This is a genomic window from Prevotella sp. MA2016, from assembly GCF_000619825.1.
Lineage (GTDB): Bacteria > Bacteroidota > Bacteroidia > Bacteroidales > Bacteroidaceae > Prevotella.
Genome location: NZ_KK211036.1, coordinates 335,492 through 353,509, shown reverse-complemented (window position 1 = coordinate 353,509; position 18,018 = coordinate 335,492). Strand labels below are relative to the sequence as shown.

The window sequence follows — 18,018 nt, the reverse complement described above, 5'->3', positions numbered from 1 at the left end:
AGTAGCGAAAATCGTTCACATTTCATCATAAATCGGGATTTTTTTTATAATTTTGCACGCAGAAATGAAAAAGTTGATACAAAACAAGGTAGATAAGAAGACGATAGCTAACTTTCCGCGAGTACTTTTCGACGGAAGAATAGTTGTTGTCGTGTCTGAAAGCGAGGCCGAGCGAGCAGTTGATTTCCTGCTGACTCAACCTGTATTAGGGTTTGATACCGAAACCCGCCCAAGTTTTAAAAAGGGTGTACATCACAAGTGCTCGTTGCTGCAGGTATCTACAGCAGATTGCTGTTTCCTTTTCCGACTCAATCACATCGGACTTTGTGCAGCCATCAAACGCCTGCTGAGCGATGAAACCGTCACCAAGGTAGGTCTGGCTTGGCGTAATGATGCATTAGGACTGCACCAGTTGGGCGAATTTCAGATGGGCGAGTTTGTAGATTTGCAGGATATGGCCCGCCAGATAGGTATCGAAGACCAGAGTCTGGCTAAGCTCTACGCCAATGTGTTCGGTCAGCGTATCAGTAAGCGCGAGCAGCTCACCAATTGGGAGCGCGACATTCTCGACGAACATCAGAAACGTTACGCAGCCACTGATGCATGGGCCTGCGTGAAATTATATCATGAAATTAAAAGAATGTTGGAACAAAATGATTATCAATTAGTTATTGTTTCAGATAATACAACAAAGAATAATGAAGAAACTGTATCTTAAGCGAGGTAAAGAAGAGAGTTTGCTGCGTTTCCACCCCTGGGTATTCTCAGGTGCTATTGCGCAGGCCGACGAAGATTTAAAGGATGGCGATCTGGTCCGTGTACTCACCAATCACGGCGATTTCATCGCAGTGGGTCATTTCCAGATGGGATCTATTGCAGTACGCGTACTCTCATTTCGCGATGTGGATATCGATGCTGATTTCTGGGCCTCACGCCTGGCGTCGGCACTCAAAGTCCGCCAATCCATCGGCATTGCCGACAATCCCCAGAACAACACCTATCGCCTAGTACACGGCGAAGGCGACAACCTGCCCGGACTGATCATCGACGTTTATGATCGCACGGCTGTTATGCAGGCTCACAGCATCGGCATGCACCTGCAGCGCAAGCAGATAGCCGAACAGTTGGTCAAGGTGATGGGCAGTCGTATCGACAATGTATATTATAAGAGTGAGACCACACTGCCATTCATGGACGAAATGGAGAACGGCTTTGTTTATGGTGGTAGCGACGACAACGTAGCACTCGAGAACGGGCTGAAGTTCTATGTAGATTGGCTACGTGGACAGAAGACAGGCTTCTTCGTAGATCAGCGCGACAACCGCTCTCTCCTTGAGCGCTATTCGGCCGGCAAGAGTGTGCTCAACATGTTCTGCTACACCGGTGGATTCTCTGTTTATGCCATGCGAGGCGGTGCCAAACTGGTACACTCTGTAGATAGTAGTGCCAAGGCCATAGAGTTGACCAATCGCAACATTGCTCTGAATTTTGAGGGCGACCAGCGCCATGAGGCTTTCTGCGAAGATGCCTTCAAATATCTGGAGCAGGCTGGCAACAACTACGACTTGATTATTCTTGACCCACCTGCATTTGCTAAACACCGTGGTGCTCTGCATAATGCATTGAAGGGTTATACACGCCTGAACAATAAGGCATTCCAGAAGATTCAACCAGGCGGTATCCTGTTCACGTTCAGCTGCTCGCAGGTAGTTACTAAGGATCACTTCCGTAATGCCGTGTTCACAGCTGCAGCCCAGGCAGGTCGCAAAGTGCGCATCCTGCACCAGTTGCACCAGCCTGCCGATCATCCTATCAATATCTACCATCCAGAAGGCGAATATCTGAAAGGACTCGTACTCTTTGTAGAATAATGTTACAACGCGTAAAGAAATTCATTGAGCGCAACAGGCTATTAGATGCCAAAGCCCTCCACTTGGTAGCCCTGAGTGGTGGAGCTGATTCGGTGGCATTGCTGCTGATTCTGCAGCAGTTGGGCTATCGCATTGAGGCAGCTCACTGCAATTTCAAACTGCGCGGCGAGGAGAGCGACCGCGACGAACTGTTCGTAAAAGAGCTGTGCCAACGACTCGGCATCGAACTACATTTAACGCACTTTGACACAACAACTTATGCCCAACTGCATAAAGTAAGTATTGAGATGGCTGCGCGCGAGTTACGCTATCGCTATTTCAACCAGTTGTGTCAAGATATCGAGGCTGCCGACGTGTGCGTGGCCCATCATCGCGACGACGCCGTAGAGACGCTGCTCATGAACCTGCTGCGCGGTGCCGGCATACATGGACTGACGGGCATCCGCCACATGAACGACCAGGTGCGCCGCCCGCTGCTATGCGTGAGCAGGATGGAAATTTTGCATTTTCTCGATTCCATCGGGCAGACATACGTCACCGATTCCAGCAATTTAAAAGCTGATGTGCTCCGCAACAAACTGCGCCTGCAGGTGCTGCCACTGTTGGAAGAGATTTATCCTGGCGCAGCAGCCAATATCGGCAAATCCGCCCATTATCTGAGTGAAGCCGAGGATATATTCATTCCAGCGGTGAAACAGGAGTGGATGAGTGCCATTGTCGACGATAATCCCGAAAAGACGGAGATGTCGATAACCCGCCTGCAAGAGCTGCCTGCACCAATGACGATGCTGCACGAGTGGCTGGCGCCTTATGGCTTCAACAGCAGCACCACCGAGGACATTTTTGATTGCATCAACAAGCCAGGACGTGTTTTTGAATGTGGAAAGTATTGTGTAGCTATCGACCGCGATAGCCTATTGCTATATACACCTGATGCGCCAGGCAAGGAACTGAAAATACCCGAAATCGGACGGTATCGCTATTCCGACCGATGGGTACTGCAGACTAGTATCAGTAATACCCCAGTCATCTCGAAGGAATCGGATTGTGCCACGCTTGACGCGGCTAAAGTAAAGTTTCCCCTGACGGTGCGCCCTGCGACCACTGGCGACTGGTTTGTACCCTTCGGCATGAAAGGTCACAAGCTGGTGAGCGATTTTATGACCGACATCAAGGCATCGGCTTATGACAAAAGTCAGCAGCTGGTGGTGACAGATGCCACAGGCGCCATTATTTGGTTGGTAGGCCGCCGCACAGACCAGCGGTCCTGCATCGATGCCGACACCAAAGAGACGCTGACATTAAGACTAATCAAAGACGAACTAAACAAATAAGCACAAATATGAAGAAATTCCTGATTTCACTTGCTGTTATCATTGGCGCCGTAGCCCTGACACTGATGGTTACCATACCCGACCGACAACAGCATGCCGACACGATAAAATCGGTGATGACAGGCGCTGTTAACGCCGAGTTGCGCGACAACAACATCGACGGTGATTTCGGCTCTATCGCCTCAGCAATAGCCACAACAACTGTAGATCAGTATCTCAACACCCACTTTATGGTGCGCGAACATCGCTTTTATAGTCTCGGTTTCATCGACTATAACGAAGAGTTCATCCTAGTGTCACTGGGTATATTCAATCACGTATTCACCCTCGACGAGGAGCAAGCCCGCCAATTCATCAAAAAAGGCCTGCAGAATTCTGCAGACCTTCCTCTCTCATTGCCCTAAGGCACTCATTCTTGACTAATTCTTTACTTCAAATAGTCCTTAAAGAAGGATGAGACATTAAAAGTAAATAATTCATACACAAATTGCATACCATAGATGAATTCATTCCTTAATTATGTATTTTATGCAAACTCTTCTATTTTATGCAAACTCTTCTAGTAGTGCCTGACAGCCTTCTTGGACGTCTTGCCAGGTGGCTTCGAAGTCGCCGGTGTACCAAGGGTCGCTCACATCCTCGCCATAGCGCGGCGATGAGAGCGACACAAGATCGAGCAGTTTAACGATTTTACCTTTCGGATCGCCACCAGCGATGCGGGTCATATTGCGGATATTGGCCGAATCCATGCCTACAAGCAGGTCGTAGCGATCGTAGTCGGCACGAGTCATCTGGCGGGCAGCATGGCCCTGGCAGCTGATGCCGTGCTCAGCTAGTTTGCGGCGGGCTGGGGGATAGACAGGGTTGCCAATCTCTTCGGTAGAGGTGGCCGCCGAGGCTATTGCATAATGCTGATCCATACCAGCCTCGTGCACCAAATGCTTCATCACGTATTCAGCCATCGGACTGCGGCAGATGTTGCCGTGGCAAACAAATAATATTTTCTTCACCATAAAATCTATATTGAGAAAAGAAGGATGCCTCTCTGTGACGAGAGGCATCCGCTATATTTTAACCGTTCATCGACATGAGGAACTCCTCGTTCGATCGGGTATGTACCAATCGGTCGCGCACAGTGTTCATCGCCTCGATAGGATTCATATCGGCAATAAACTTACGCATAATCCACATACGGTTCAATGTAGTCTCATCAAGCAGCAGATCGTCGCGGCGAGTAGATGAGAGTACAATATCGATGGCAGGGAAGATACGCTTGTTAGCCAGTGAGCGATTGAGCTGGATTTCACTATTACCAGTACCCTTAAACTCCTCGAAGATTACCTCATCCATCTTAGAACCGGTATCAACCAGAGCTGTTGCAATGATGGTAAGCGAGCCGCCACCCTCGATATTACGTGCAGCACCAAAGAAGCGCTTTGGCTTCTGCAGAGCGTTAGAATCTACACCACCAGTGAGAATCTTTCCTGATGTAGGAGCTACTGTATTGTAAGCACGTGCCAGACGTGTGATAGAATCGAGGAAGATAACCACATCGTGACCACACTCAACCATTCGCTTAGCTTTCTCAAGCACGATACCTGCAATCTTCACATGGCGCTCGGCTGGCTCGTCGAAAGTAGATGCGATAACCTCTGCATTAACGGTGCGCGCCATATCAGTAACCTCCTCAGGGCGCTCGTCGATAAGAAGCATCATGATATAAGCCTCGGGGTGATTGGCAGCAATTGCATTGGCGATATCTTTCATCAGCACCGTCTTACCTGTCTTTGGCTGAGCCACGATAAGCGCACGCTGACCCTTACCGATAGGCGAGAAGAGATCGACGATACGTACCGATGGGTTTGTAGTAGCATGGTCGCCACAGAGTGTAAATTTCTCTTCTGGGAAGAGTGGGGTAAGATGTTCAAAAGCCACGCGGTTGCGCACCTCATCTGGGTGACGACCGTTGATGCTTTTGACATCGGTCATAGCAAAGAACTTCTCACCTTCATGAGGAGGACGAACTGTGCATTCAACCACGTCGCCAGTCTTCAGACCGTAACGCTTAATCTGCTGTGGAGCAACATACACATCGTCGGGCGACGACAGATAGTTATAATCGCTTGAACGCAGGAATCCGTAGCCATCAGTAAGTATTTCAAGCACGCCATTTGCATCAATCAGGTCGGCAAAATCATAGCGTGGCTGCAAAGTGGCCACAGCATTGCGATTCACAGCAGGCTGCTCTGCAACAACAGGTGCTACAGGACGGTCGAACATATCCAGAGTGGGGATTGCGCTCTGATCTTCGATGGGGATATCGAGAATAGTAATAAAATCTGTTCCATCTCCTGGATCGCCCATCCATACGCCGTTTTCATCAACCTCGTCAGTAAGGGGGTCGGGAGCAGAATCAGTAGGTTCAAACTCAGGCTCTTCCTCTGGTTCAGCAATCTTTGTAGCAGCCATTTTTTCGCGCAGTTGCTCGATGGCATTAGGAGCTACCTCCTCATCAGCACCTACTGCAAACTGGGCAGCCTCTGGCACTACAAAATCGTCAGCCTGAGATTTCTCAGCCTCCTGTGCAACAGCAGCCTGCTCGGCAGCGGCTTTCGCGGCAGCCTCCTCAGCTTCTTTTTCTGCTTTGCTCTTGCGGCCACGCTTCTTAGGCTTTACCTCCTCGACAGGAGCTGGAGCTGCAGCCTCTTCAGCTGGAGCTGCAGGCATATTAGCAAAGAGCGATGGTGCCTCTGCCTTCTTGCGGGTACGGTTGCTCTTCGAGTCGAGATTCTCACCATCCTCGCCATTTACAGTATAAACTTTGCTGGTATCTTTCTTTGCAATTCGTGTGCGCTTGCGTTTTGGTGCGTCATCACCGGCAGTAGCACTTTGCTCAGCTGCCTTATCTAGGATGGCATACACCACATCTGTAAGTTGATCATCAGGCGAAACCTTGATGCCCAACTCATCGGCTATACCCACAAGCTGGGGTATGTCCATAGATTCTAATTCTTCTTTTGTATACATAGTAATATGTATTAAATTACATTTATTGATTTCTGAAAAGATTTTGTGGAAGTGCTTCGCGAACGGAAACACTGTTTTGTGAAAAACGTTGCAAAGGTAAGCATATTTTTGCTAACTGCCAAATAAATTCGAAAAAATTTTGTATTGCCCCCGACTTTTCGTATCTTTGCACCCAAAATCGATATATATAATGGAAATTAAAAAAGCAGAATTCACACTGAGCGCTCCGATGGAGTCGATGTGCCCAAAAGACACCAAGCCCGAATATGCCTTTATAGGTCGTTCGAACGTAGGAAAGTCGAGTCTGATAAACATGCTTACAGGCAAGAAAAATCTGGCAAAGACAAGTGCTACACCTGGCAAGACGCTGCTCATCAATCATTTTATTATTAATAATGAGTGGTATCTTGTAGATTTGCCTGGCTATGGCTTTGCCAAACGCTCTAAGAAAGAGGTTCAGAAACTGGAACAGATGATTAACGGCTACATATTGCAGCGCGAACAGCTGGTAAACGTATTTCTGCTGATAGACATACGTCTGGAAGCGCAGAAGATTGACCTCGAGTTTATCGAGTGGTTGGGAACCAGCAGTGTGCCCTTCGCCATTATCTTTACCAAGGCCGACAAGCTGAGCGCATCGAAGGTGTTGCAGAATGTGACTGCTTATAAAAAGGTGCTGAGCGAAACTTGGGAGGAACTGCCACCCATCTTCATCACATCATCTGAAAAGAAACAAGGTCGCGACGAAGTTTTAGATTACATTGAATCCATTAACAAAGAATTATAACCGAGCTACAGATTACTGCAAGTCTGTAGAATACATATAACATGGCAAAAGAAAATCCGTATTTAGACGTGCAGCACCTTACAAAGTCGTTCGGCTCGTTGGTGCTGTTTCACGATCTGAGTTTCTCTATAGCCGAGGGCCAAAAGGTTGGTTTGATAGCCAAAAACGGCACCGGCAAGAGTACGCTGCTCTCGATACTGTCGGGCAAAGAGGGCTACGACGAAGGCGACATCATCTTCCGTCGTGACCTACGCGTAGGCATGCTTGAACAGACACCCGACTTCGATCCTAACGATAGCGTGCTAGATGCTTGCTTTAATCATCAGGGGAATCCCGAAAAGGTTCTGAAGGCAAAACAAGTGCTCACACAGCTAAAGATTCGTGACCTGAATCAGCCTATGCGACAGCTGAGCGGTGGACAACAGAAGCGAGTGGCACTGGCTAATGTGCTGATTACCGACCCAGACCTGCTCATCCTCGACGAGCCTACCAACCATCTAGATCTTGAAATGATTGAATGGCTGGAGGGATACCTGAACCGCGGCAACAAAACTCTGCTCATGGTTACCCACGACCGTTTCTTTCTGGACCGTGTCTGCTCGGTCATCCTTGAACTGGACGACCAAACCATCTACACCTATCGCGGCAACTACAGTTACTATCTGGAGAAACGCCAGGAGCGTATCGACAATCGTCGAGCCGAGATAGCGCGTGCCAATAATTTATATCGCACCGAGTTAGACTGGATGCGCCGCATGCCACAAGCCCGCGGCCATAAGGCCCGCTACCGCGAAGAGGCTTTCTATGAATTGGAGAAGGTGGCCAAACAGCGTATAGAAGAACGTCAGGTGCGACTTAAATCACGTAATGTGTATATTGGTTCCAAGATATTTGAATGCCAGTACGTCAGCAAGGCTTTTGAGCGTACCGATGGTGAACCACTCACCATTCTCAAAGACTTCTACTACAATTTCTCGCGTTTCGAGAAGATGGGTATCGTGGGCAACAATGGTACTGGTAAAAGTACTTTTATAAAGATGTTGCTGGGACAGGTAGCACCCGACAGCGGAAAGTTCGATATCGGCGATACAGTGCGCTTCGGCTACTTCTCTCAGGAAGGTCTGCAATTCGATGAGCAAACCAAGGTCATCGATGTGGTGAAAGATATTGCCGAATATATTGATATGGGAGGCGGAAAGCATCTTACGGCATCGCAGTTTCTGCAGCACTTCCTTTTTACACCTGAACAGCAGCACAACTACGTATATAAGCTGAGTGGAGGCGAGCGCAGAAAACTATACCTCTGCACAGTGCTCATGAAGAACCCCAACTTTCTGGTGCTTGACGAGCCTACCAACGACCTCGACATTGTGACACTGCAGATTCTTGAAGAATACCTGCAAGATTTTCCTGGTTGCGTCATCGTGGTGAGCCACGACCGCTATTTCATGGATAAGGTGGTAGATCACTTACTTGTATTCAAGGGAGATGGCGATATACAAGACTTCCCAGGCAACTATACCCAATACCGGCAGTGGAGCCAGTTAAGCAAGTCGAAAGAGCCTAGTCAGCCAAGCCGATCGGCCCAGGCGGGCCAACAAGGCCAGTCAAACGAAACTAGTCCTACCAACCAGTCTAACCCTAATAATAAGCGCAAACTTTCTTATAAAGAAAAGCGCGAGCTGGAACAGTTGGAAAAGGACATCGAAGCCCTTGAGGACGAAAAGAAGCAAATAGAAGAGGCGCTCTGTGGTGGTACGACATCCGTAGATGAGATTACACGTCTGAGCAAGCGCTTGCCACAGTTGAACGACGAACTCGATGAAAAATCGATGCGCTGGCTGGAACTTTCGGAGATTGAAAATTAAAGATTGAAGATGATACAACAACAATACCCATCGCAACTGCTCGAAAAAGCCGTGCAGGAGTTTGCCAAGCTGCCAGGAATAGGTAGAAAGACTGCCTTGCGACTGGTACTATGGCTGCTCAGACAGGACAATAACGACGTGGCACTGTTTACGATGGCAGTCAGCGAACTAAAAAGCGGTGTAAAATACTGCAAGGTATGCCATAATATCAGCGACACCGACATCTGTCCTATCTGCGCTGACGAGCGTCGCGACAAGACTACCGTGTGCGTGGTGGAGAATATACAAGACGTGATGGCCATAGAGAACACGCAGCAGTTTCGCGGGCTCTACCATGTGCTAGGCGGCGTCATCTCACCCATGGACGGAATGGGACCTGCAGATATCGAAATCGACTCACTGGTACAGCGTGTGAAAGAGGGAACAGTGCAAGAGGTGATATTGGCACTCAGCCCAACGATGGAGGGCGACACTACCAACTTCTTCATCTATCGCAAGTTGGCACCAACAGGCATTAAAGTCAGCGTTATTGCCCGAGGCATCGCTGTGGGCAATGAACTAGAGTATGCCGACGAAGTGACACTGGGGCGATCAATTACTAATCGCACACTTTTCGAAGAAAAATAAGAAAAACAATGAATATGAAACAAACAAGAAACCTGCTGCTCAGTATTTTTATGTTTGCCATGCTGTTTGCACTAGCCATCGTTGTATTGTATGAGACAGATACGCTAGAGCCTGGCGTTTTTGCAGCAGAATCACAAACCGAGTTCCTTTGCACCACCTTCATGGAGCTACTCACATTAGGTGGCATTTTTCTAGCGCTGCGCCTGTTTAAGTTCGATGGTATTCACCAACAACTAGTTAATCAAAAGGCAAAAGGCTTAAGTAAGTGGGGAACTATCAGACTGATTCTACTGATGACACCTCTGGTGACCAACACCTATTTTTACTATCTGTTTATGAACACCACTTTCGGCTATATGGCCATCATCGGTTTGTTATGCACACCATTTGTATTCCCATCGATGGCACGCTGCGAAGATGAGGTGGCTGATAATCAATAATGCAAATGAAACTGTCCGTTGTCATTGTAAGCTACAACGTGCGCTCATTCCTTACTGCTTGTTTGGACAGCGTACAGCGTGCTCTTGAAGGTATCGAGAGTGAGGTTTTTGTAGTGGACAATCACAGTAGTGATGACAGCGTAGAAGCTATAGCTCGAGACTATACGTGGGTACACCTTATTAATAATAAGGATAATTTAGGGTTCTCGAAGGCCAACAACATAGCCATCCGAGAGTCAAAAGGCGAATACATTTTATTATTAAACCCGGATACCATAGTGGCCCCAGAAACTTTGCAAGGTGTGCTGCAGTTTATGGACAAGCACCCTGAGGCTGGTGGAGCAGGGGTGCGCATGCATAACGCCGATGGCAGTCTGGCTCCCGAGAGTCGCCGCGCCATACCAACGCCATTTGTAGCTGCCAGAAAAATGCTCGGTCTAACCAAGCGTTATTATATGAGCCACTTGTCGTGGGAAAAACCCGCACAGATAGAAGTGGTGAGTGGCGCCTTCATGCTGTTGAGACGTAAGGCCATCCAGGAAGTAGGACTACTGGACGAAGACTTCTTTATGTATGGAGAAGATATCGACCTGTCGTACCGCTTACTTAAAGGCGGCTGGCAAAACTGGTTTCTGCCTTTCGACATCGTCCACTACAAAGGGCAATCCACCAGGAAATCAGACTTCCGCTATGTGCACATATTCTATCAGGCGATGCTCATATTCTTCAGAAAGCACTACAGCCACTTAAGTTTCTTCTTCGCATTACCAGTAAAGATTGCTATTTATTTCCGCGCGTTACTGGCATTAGTAGATATCATACGTCAAAAACTGCATTTAGGATGAAAGAGATAAAAATGAGAGCCATCGAGCCCGAAGATCTCGATATATTATATCATATTGAGAACGATAAGGAATTGTGGAATGTAAGTACATCAAATGTACCATATTCGCGCTACCTACTGCACGACTATGTAGCAAACTGCAAAAATGACATCTATACCGACCGGCAGGTACGTATGATGGTTGAAAATGATAAAGGTGATGTAATAGGTGTAGTAGATTTAGTGAACTTCGATCCAGCCAATCAACGTGCCGAAGTGGGAATTATCGTACTTAATGAATTTCGACGCCAAGGTTACGGCAGTGCCATATTGACCAATTTGGCCGATTATGCACAGCACATACTGCATCTTCACCAACTATATGCTTATATCGATAGTGAGAATCAAGCATCACTCAGACTGTTTGAAAAGGCTGGTTACAAAGTAAGCGCAAATATAGCAGAATGGCTATATGATGGAGAGAAATATCGCGATGCAGTGCTAATTCAGTACGTATTTTTGAAAAAATGCGATTAAATCACAAAAAAAGTGCCAAAAAGTTTTGGTAGTTCCAAAAATAGTCGTACCTTTGCACCCGCAAACAAGAAAAGCGTTCTTTGGTGCGTTAGTTCAGTAGGTTAGAATGCCTGCCTGTCACGCAGGAGGTCACGAGTTCGAATCTCGTACGCACCGCTAAGTTTTTTTTCATTCGTTCCATAGTAATGGTGCGTTAGTTCAGTAGGTTAGAATGCCTGCCTGTCACGCAGGAGGTCACGAGTTCGAATCTCGTACGCACCGCAGAAGCCATCAAGATGTGAATCTTGGTGGTTTTTTGTTTTTGTAAGTTTTTGAAAAACTTTTTTAGCAAAACGTTTGCAGATTCAGATTTTTATTGTAATTTTGCAGCCGAAATTGAATCAAAGACGACAAAACGACAAAACAACTTATGTGTGGAATCGTAGGATACATCGGGAATAAAGAAGCTTTTCCCATACTGATAAAAGGCTTGCGCCGACTGGAATATCGTGGTTACGATAGCGCAGGTGTAGCTTTGATAAACGCTAATGGCGACTTGAACGTTTACAAGTCGAAAGGTAAAGTTGACAATCTTTGTGAGTACTGCAATGACAAAAATACTAGTGGTACTGTAGGCATAGCGCACACCCGTTGGGCCACCCATGGTGAGCCTTCATCGCGTAATGCGCACCCACACTATTCAGAAAGCAAAAACCTAGCCATCATCCATAACGGTATCATTGAGAACTACGCCGAACTAAAAGAAAAACTGCAGCAAAAGGGTGTACACTTCGTATCAGACACTGATACAGAAGTGCTGGTTCAGCTTATTGAGTATATTAAAGAGCACAAACAACTCGATCTGCTTACAGCCGTACAGGTTGCGCTTTATCAAGTGATTGGTGCTTATGCCATAGCCGTACTGGACAAGCGTGACCCCGACCAAATCATCTGTGCGCGCAAGCAGAGTCCATTGGTGGTTGGTATCGGAGAGAATGAATTCTTCTTAGGTTCCGACGCCAGTCCTATTGTAGAATATACAGATAAGGTAGTATATCTTGAAGATGGAAATATCGCTGTCATACGCCGCGGCGAAGAGTTACACGTAGTAGATATTCATGGTGAAGACCAAGAACTGACAGTAAAGACCGTAGATATCGACCTCGGACAGATAGAGAAAGGTGGCTATCCACACTTCATGCTGAAGGAGATTTTTGAGCAGCCAGAATGCCTGACAAACTGTATGCGTGGACGCGTAAATGTTGAAGCCAACCACGTAACACTTTCTGCGCTGATTGACTACCGTCGCCAAATGCTTGAGGCAAAACGCGTGGTTATCGTAGCATGTGGTACCTCATGGCATGCAGGACTTATAGGCAAACAGATTATTGAGAGCCTGTGCCGCATACCAGTAGAAGTGGAGTATGCTTCAGAATTCCGCTATCGCAATCCTGTAGTTGGTAGGGGCGATGTGGTTATAGCCATCTCACAGAGTGGTGAGACTGCCGACACATTGGCAGCCGTACAGTTGGCCAAGGAGAAAGGAGCCTTTATCTATGGTGTTTGTAATGCCATCGGTTCATCAATTCCACGCGCCACCGACACTGGTACATACATCCATGTAGGTCCAGAGATTGGAGTAGCCTCAACGAAAGCATTTACCGGACAGGTTACTGTACTCACCATGATTGCTTTGGCCATGGGCGAAGCTAAGGGCACCATTAATCGAGATGAATATCTAAAGATAGTTAAAGGACTGAGCGAAATACCTACAAAGATTCGTGAGGTGCTGAAGACTAATGATAAGGTGGCCGACTTGGCACGCACCTTTACATATGCGCACAACTTCTTGTACCTGGGTCGTGGTTTTTCATACCCAGTGGCACTCGAAGGTGCATTGAAACTGAAGGAAATAAGCTACATCCACGCAGAGGGTTACCCTGCAGCCGAAATGAAGCACGGACCTATTGCCCTGATTGATTCAGACATGCCAGTAGTAGTTATCGCTACTCATAATGCGATGTACGAAAAAGTACTGTCGAATATTCAGGAGATCAAGGCCCGACAGGGTAGGGTAATAGCTCTCGTTTCCAAGGGCGACGAAACTATTTCGAAAATTGCCGACGAGGTGATTGAGCTGCCTGACGTTATTGAATGTCTTGAACCGTTGGTAGCTACGATTCCTCTACAGTTGTTGGCTTATCACGTTGCTGTTTGCAAAGGCAAAAACGTTGACCAGCCAAGAAACTTAGCAAAATCGGTGACTGTTGAATGATATATAAGGCGATTCGTTTTTAAACGTTTCGCCTTTTTTATAAAGAAATATAATAGGTATTATAACATTAGAATATGAGAGATGTAACACTAGTCCTTTCGGACGGAACTAAATTTCACGGCAAGAGTTTCGGTAGCGAGAAACCCGTAGCAGGTGAGGTGGTATTTAATACGGCTATGATGGGTTACCCCGAGAGCCTTACCGACCCTAGCTATGCCGGACAGTTGATGACACTTACCTATCCGCTGGTAGGTAACTATGGCGTGCCACCATTCAGCATTGAGGAGAATGGACTGGCAACATTTATGGAGAGCGATAAGATTTATGCATCAGCCATCATCGTAAGCGACTACAGTCAGTCGTACTCTCACTGGAATGCCACTGAGAGCCTTGGCGATTGGTTAAAACGTGAGGGTGTACCTGGAATCACCGGTATCGACACTCGTGAGCTAACCAAGGTACTGCGCGAGCATGGTGTAATGATGGGACAAATCATCTTCGACGATGAGCCCGACAACATCCCTACAGCTGAGTACGAGGGCATCAACTGGGTAGACAAAGTATCATGTAAAGACATTATCCGCTATAATGAAGGTGCTGGCCGAAAGGTGGTGCTGGTAGATTGCGGTGTAAAAAACAACATTATCCGCTGCCTGGTAAACCGTGGCGTAGAGGTGATTCGCGTACCCTGGAACTACGACTATACCGATATGGAGTTTGATGGTCTGTTCCTGGCCAATGGTCCTGGCGATCCAGACATGTGCGTGGATGCAGTGGAGATTCTGAAAAAGCAGATGTCATCATCACGTAAGCCCATCTGCGGTATCTGTATGGGTAACCAGTTGCTGGCCAAGGCAGGCGGTGCCACCATCTACAAACTGAAATACGGTCACCGTTCGCACAACCAGCCTGTTCGCGAAGTAGGTACCAACCGCTGCTATGTAACCTCACAGAACCATGGCTACGCTGTGGATGCCGCAACATTAGGAAATGATTGGCGCGAGCTTTTTGTGAACATGAACGACGGCTCGAACGAGGGTATCCGTCATCTCTCATTGCCCTGGTTCTCAAGCCAGTTCCATCCTGAAGCTTGCTCAGGTCCTGTTGACACCGAATTCATGTTCGATCGTTTCATAGAAACGCTCTAATAATTGATAATTGATAATTGATAATTATGAAAGATCAGAATATAAAGAAAGTGCTGCTATTGGGTAGCGGCGCATTGAAGATAGGCGAAGCCGGAGAGTTTGACTATAGTGGTTCGCAGGCTCTGAAAGCTCTGCGTGAAGAGGGTGTAAAGACCGTTCTCATCAACCCGAATATCGCTACGGTACAGACATCAGAGGGCGTGGCCGACGAGATCTATTTCCTGCCAGTACAGCCCTATTTCGTGGAGCGTGTCATTGAGAAAGAACGCCCCGACGGCATTCTGCTGGCCTTTGGCGGTCAGACTGCATTGAACTGCGGTGTAGAACTCTACCAGAGTGGCGTACTTGAAAAGTACGGTGTAAAAGTACTGGGTACTCCCGTACAGGCCATTATGGACACCGAAGACCGTGAACTGTTTGTCAAGAAACTCGATGAGATTGGCGTGAAGACTATCAAGAGTGAGGCTTGCTCTGATATCGAGAGTGCCCGCAAAGCTGCCAAGGCCTTGGGTTATCCGGTTATCCTGCGTGCAGCCTATGCACTTGGCGGACTTGGTTCTGGCTTCTGCGACAACGAAGAGGAACTCGACAAACTGGCCGAGAAAGCATTTGCATTCTCACCACAGGTACTGGTTGAGAAATCACTGAAGGGATGGAAAGAGATTGAGTACGAGGTGGTACGAGACAAGTACGACAACTGTATCACTGTATGTAACATGGAGAACTTTGACCCTCTGGGAATCCATACCGGCGAGTCGATCGTTATAGCTCCATCACAAACATTGACCAACTCTGAATATCACAAGTTGCGTGCACTGGCCATTAAGATTATCCGTCACATCGGTATCGTAGGTGAGTGTAACGTACAGTACGCTTTCGACCCACAGTCGGAGGATTATCGTGTGATCGAGGTAAACGCCCGTCTGAGCCGTTCATCGGCACTTGCATCTAAGGCCACTGGCTATCCATTGGCTTTCGTTGCGGCCAAACTGGGTATGGGCTATGGTTTGTTCGAACTGAAAAACTCGGTAACAAAGACCACCAGTGCTTTCTTCGAACCAGCACTCGACTACGTCGTTTGTAAGATTCCACGCTGGGATCTCTCTAAGTTCCATGGTGTGGACAAGGAGTTGGGTTCATCAATGAAGTCGGTTGGCGAAGTGATGGCCATCGGTCGAAACTTTGAAGAAGCTATCCAAAAGGGCTTACGCATGATTGGCCAAGGCATGCACGGCTTCGTAGAGAACAAGGAACTGAAGATTGCCGATATCGACGCAGCTCTGCGCGAGCCAACGGATAAGCGAATCTTCGTCATCTCGAAGGCTATGCACGACCAGCAATACGACATTGACCGTATTCACGAACTCACAAAGATTGACAAGTGGTTCCTGCAGAAACTAAAGCACATTATCGACATAGATGAACTGCTGAAGAAACAGAATATTAACACTCTCGAAAAAGACTTGCTGCGCCGGGCCAAGGTATATGGATTTACCGACTTCCAGATAGCTCGAGCCATTGGATTGGAAAGCGAGTGTCGCAATATGCACGAAGCAGTTCTGCTGGTGCGCAACCGTCGTAAGCAGTTCGGCATTCTGCCAGTTGTAAAACAGATAGATACCCTGGCAGCAGAGTATCCCGCACAGACCAATTACCTGTACGTTACCTACAGCGGTGTAGCCAGCGACATCAAGTTTGAAAACGATAAGAAGAGTATCATCGTGCTCGGATCAGGTGCATACCGCATCGGTTCATCAGTAGAGTTCGACTGGTGTGGCGTTCAAGCCTTGAACACCATCCGCCGGGAAGGTTGGCGCTCTGTGATGATTAACTATAACCCAGAGACAGTTTCGACCGACTACGATATGTGCGACCGCCTCTATTTCGACGAACTGACTTTTGAGCGCGTACTCGATATCATCGATATGGAGCAGCCTCACGGCGTCATCGTATCTACTGGTGGTCAGATTCCTAACAACCTGGCTGTATATCTCAATGAACAGCACGTGAACATTCTCGGAACACAGGCTGTAGATATCGACGGTGCTGAGGACCGTGCCAAATTCTCACAGATGCTTAACGAAATTGGCGTTAATCAGCCAGAGTGGAGCGCACTTACATCTATGGAAGATATCGACAAGTTCGTGGAACGTGTAGGTTTCCCAGTTCTGGTGCGTCCTTCGTACGTGCTTTCTGGTGCAGCCATGAACGTTTGCTCTAATAAAGAAGAGCTCGAGAAGTTCCTGCAGCTGGCAGCCAACGTATCAGAAGACCACCCTGTAGTAGTATCGAAATTCATCGAGAATGCAAAAGAGATTGAAATGGATGCCGTGGCTAGAGACGGAGAGATTCTGGCTTATGCTATTAGTGAACACATCGAGTTCGCCGGAGTTCATTCAGGCGACGCCACAATACAGTTCCCTCCACAAAAACTGTATGTCGAGACAGTTAGACGCATCAAGCGCATTTCGCGCCAGATTGCAAAAGCTCTGCACATCAATGGTCCATTCAACATCCAGTACATGGCACGTGAGAATGACATCCTCGTCATCGAATGCAACCTGCGTGCTTCGCGTAGCTTCCCATTTGTAAGTAAGGTATTGAAGATGAACCTTATCGACTTGGCAACCAAGGTAATGCTCGGCCTACCAGTAGAGAAACCCGCCAAGAACCTCTTCGACCTCGACTATGTAGGTATCAAGGCTTCTCAGTTCAGCTTCAACCGATTGCAGAAAGCCGACCCCGTACTCGGTGTGGATATGGCTTCGACCGGTGAAGTAGGCTGTATTGGCGACAACACAAACACTGCACTGCTCAAAGCTATGCTCAGTGTGGGTCATCGCATACCAAAGAAAACAGTGCTGCTCTCTACCGGTTCTGCCAAACAGAAAGCCGAGATGCTGGATGCAGCTCGACAATTAGTCGTCAATGGATACGAGCTGTATGCCACCGGAGGTACTTCAAAGTTCCTCACTGACAACGGCGTTAAGAACACACTGGTTTACTGGCCATCTGAGGACGCACAGCCACAGGCACTCGACCTGCTCCATGAGCACAAGATAGATATGGTTGTTAATATTCCGAAGGATCTGACCAGCCATGAGTTAACTAATGGTTATAAGATTCGTCGTGCGGCTATCGATTTGAACGTTCCATTGATTACAAACAGCCGATTGGCTAGTGCTTTCATTCATGCATTCTGTAGCATAAAATTGAATGAAATCGGCATCAAATCATGGTCTGAGTATAAGTAGAATTGCTTAAATTGCAAAAAAATGGTGTAATAATTTGGTTATTTCAAA

At 47.5% G+C, this 18,018-nt stretch carries 15 protein-coding genes and 2 tRNA genes; 15 read left to right on the top strand and 2 right to left on the bottom strand.

Going from position 1 to position 18,018, the window contains the following annotated elements; genetic code table 11:
• Positions 1–64 precede the first annotated feature (64 nt).
• From T360_RS0112240 to T360_RS0112225, 4 genes are read left to right on the top strand one after another with little or no spacing between them, the layout of a single operon-like run.
• Entirely contained in the window at positions 65–718 is a 654-nt protein-coding gene (locus T360_RS0112240; protein WP_028913039.1) for a 3'-5' exonuclease, read from the top strand.
• Entirely contained in the window at positions 696–1,871 is a 1,176-nt protein-coding gene (locus tag T360_RS0112235; RefSeq protein WP_028913038.1) for a class I SAM-dependent rRNA methyltransferase, read from the top strand. The genes T360_RS0112240 and T360_RS0112235 overlap by 23 nt, the downstream gene beginning before the upstream one ends.
• A complete protein-coding gene (tilS, locus tag T360_RS0112230) occupies positions 1,871–3,205 on the top strand; it encodes a tRNA lysidine(34) synthetase TilS (RefSeq protein ID WP_036929548.1) in 1,335 nt (444 codons plus the stop codon). The genes T360_RS0112235 and tilS overlap by 1 nt, the downstream gene beginning before the upstream one ends.
• Before the next feature lie 8 nt (positions 3,206–3,213).
• Positions 3,214–3,609 carry a hypothetical protein gene (locus T360_RS0112225; RefSeq protein ID WP_028913036.1) on the top strand — a complete coding sequence of 132 codons (396 nt, stop codon included), beginning with the start codon at positions 3,214–3,216 and terminating at the stop codon, positions 3,607–3,609.
• 141 nt (positions 3,610–3,750) lie between these two features.
• Here T360_RS0112225 and T360_RS0112220 read toward each other — a convergent pair whose 3' ends face one another.
• Together T360_RS0112220 and rho are read right to left on the bottom strand one after the other, a co-directional pair.
• Positions 3,751–4,215, bottom strand: coding sequence for a low molecular weight protein-tyrosine-phosphatase (locus T360_RS0112220; RefSeq protein ID WP_028913035.1), 465 nt, complete (start codon positions 4,213–4,215; stop codon positions 3,751–3,753).
• A 61-nt stretch (positions 4,216–4,276) separates the two neighbouring features.
• Positions 4,277–6,232, bottom strand: coding sequence for a transcription termination factor Rho (rho, locus tag T360_RS0112215; RefSeq protein ID WP_028913034.1), 1,956 nt, complete (start codon positions 6,230–6,232; stop codon positions 4,277–4,279).
• A 190-nt stretch (positions 6,233–6,422) separates the two neighbouring features.
• On the opposite strand from rho, the gene yihA reads away from it, so the two are divergent.
• The 11 genes from yihA to carB all read left to right on the top strand — a co-directional run bounded on the left by yihA (position 6,423) and on the right by carB (position 17,970).
• Entirely contained in the window at positions 6,423–7,019 is a 597-nt protein-coding gene (yihA, locus tag T360_RS0112210) for a ribosome biogenesis GTP-binding protein YihA/YsxC (RefSeq protein ID WP_028913033.1), read from the top strand.
• Positions 7,020–7,060: 41 nt separating this feature from the next.
• Positions 7,061–8,887: a ribosomal protection-like ABC-F family protein gene (gene abc-f / locus T360_RS0112205; RefSeq protein ID WP_028913032.1), complete on the top strand. Its 1,827-nt coding sequence runs from the start codon at positions 7,061–7,063 to the stop codon at positions 8,885–8,887.
• 9 nt (positions 8,888–8,896) lie between these two features.
• Positions 8,897–9,514, top strand: a complete 618-nt coding sequence (gene recR / locus T360_RS0112200; protein ID WP_197019310.1) for a recombination mediator RecR — start codon at positions 8,897–8,899, stop codon at positions 9,512–9,514.
• A 14-nt stretch (positions 9,515–9,528) separates the two neighbouring features.
• Positions 9,529–9,954: a hypothetical protein gene (locus T360_RS0112195; RefSeq protein ID WP_028913030.1), complete on the top strand. Its 426-nt coding sequence runs from the start codon at positions 9,529–9,531 to the stop codon at positions 9,952–9,954.
• A gap of 5 nt (positions 9,955–9,959) precedes the next feature.
• Positions 9,960–10,799: a glycosyltransferase family 2 protein gene (locus tag T360_RS15335; protein WP_155949537.1), complete on the top strand. Its 840-nt coding sequence runs from the start codon at positions 9,960–9,962 to the stop codon at positions 10,797–10,799.
• On the top strand, positions 10,796–11,314 hold the full coding sequence (locus T360_RS0112185; protein WP_028913029.1) for a GNAT family N-acetyltransferase: 519 nt from the start codon (positions 10,796–10,798) through the stop codon (positions 11,312–11,314). Before T360_RS15335 ends, T360_RS0112185 begins: the two co-directional genes overlap by 4 nt.
• 82 nt (positions 11,315–11,396) lie before the next feature.
• Positions 11,397–11,470, top strand: a tRNA-Asp gene (locus T360_RS0112180).
• A 31-nt stretch (positions 11,471–11,501) separates the two neighbouring features.
• Positions 11,502–11,575: transfer RNA gene (locus tag T360_RS0112175), tRNA-Asp, on the top strand.
• A 148-nt stretch (positions 11,576–11,723) separates the two neighbouring features.
• Entirely contained in the window at positions 11,724–13,568 is a 1,845-nt protein-coding gene (gene glmS / locus T360_RS0112170; protein ID WP_028913028.1) for a glutamine--fructose-6-phosphate transaminase (isomerizing), read from the top strand.
• Positions 13,569–13,642: 74 nt separating this feature from the next.
• Positions 13,643–14,716 carry a glutamine-hydrolyzing carbamoyl-phosphate synthase small subunit gene (gene carA / locus T360_RS0112165; protein ID WP_028913027.1) on the top strand — a complete coding sequence of 358 codons (1,074 nt, stop codon included), beginning with the start codon at positions 13,643–13,645 and terminating at the stop codon, positions 14,714–14,716.
• A gap of 26 nt (positions 14,717–14,742) precedes the next feature.
• Positions 14,743–17,970, top strand: coding sequence for a carbamoyl-phosphate synthase (glutamine-hydrolyzing) large subunit (gene carB / locus T360_RS0112160; RefSeq protein ID WP_028913026.1), 3,228 nt, complete (start codon positions 14,743–14,745; stop codon positions 17,968–17,970).
• Positions 17,971–18,018 lie beyond the last annotated feature (48 nt).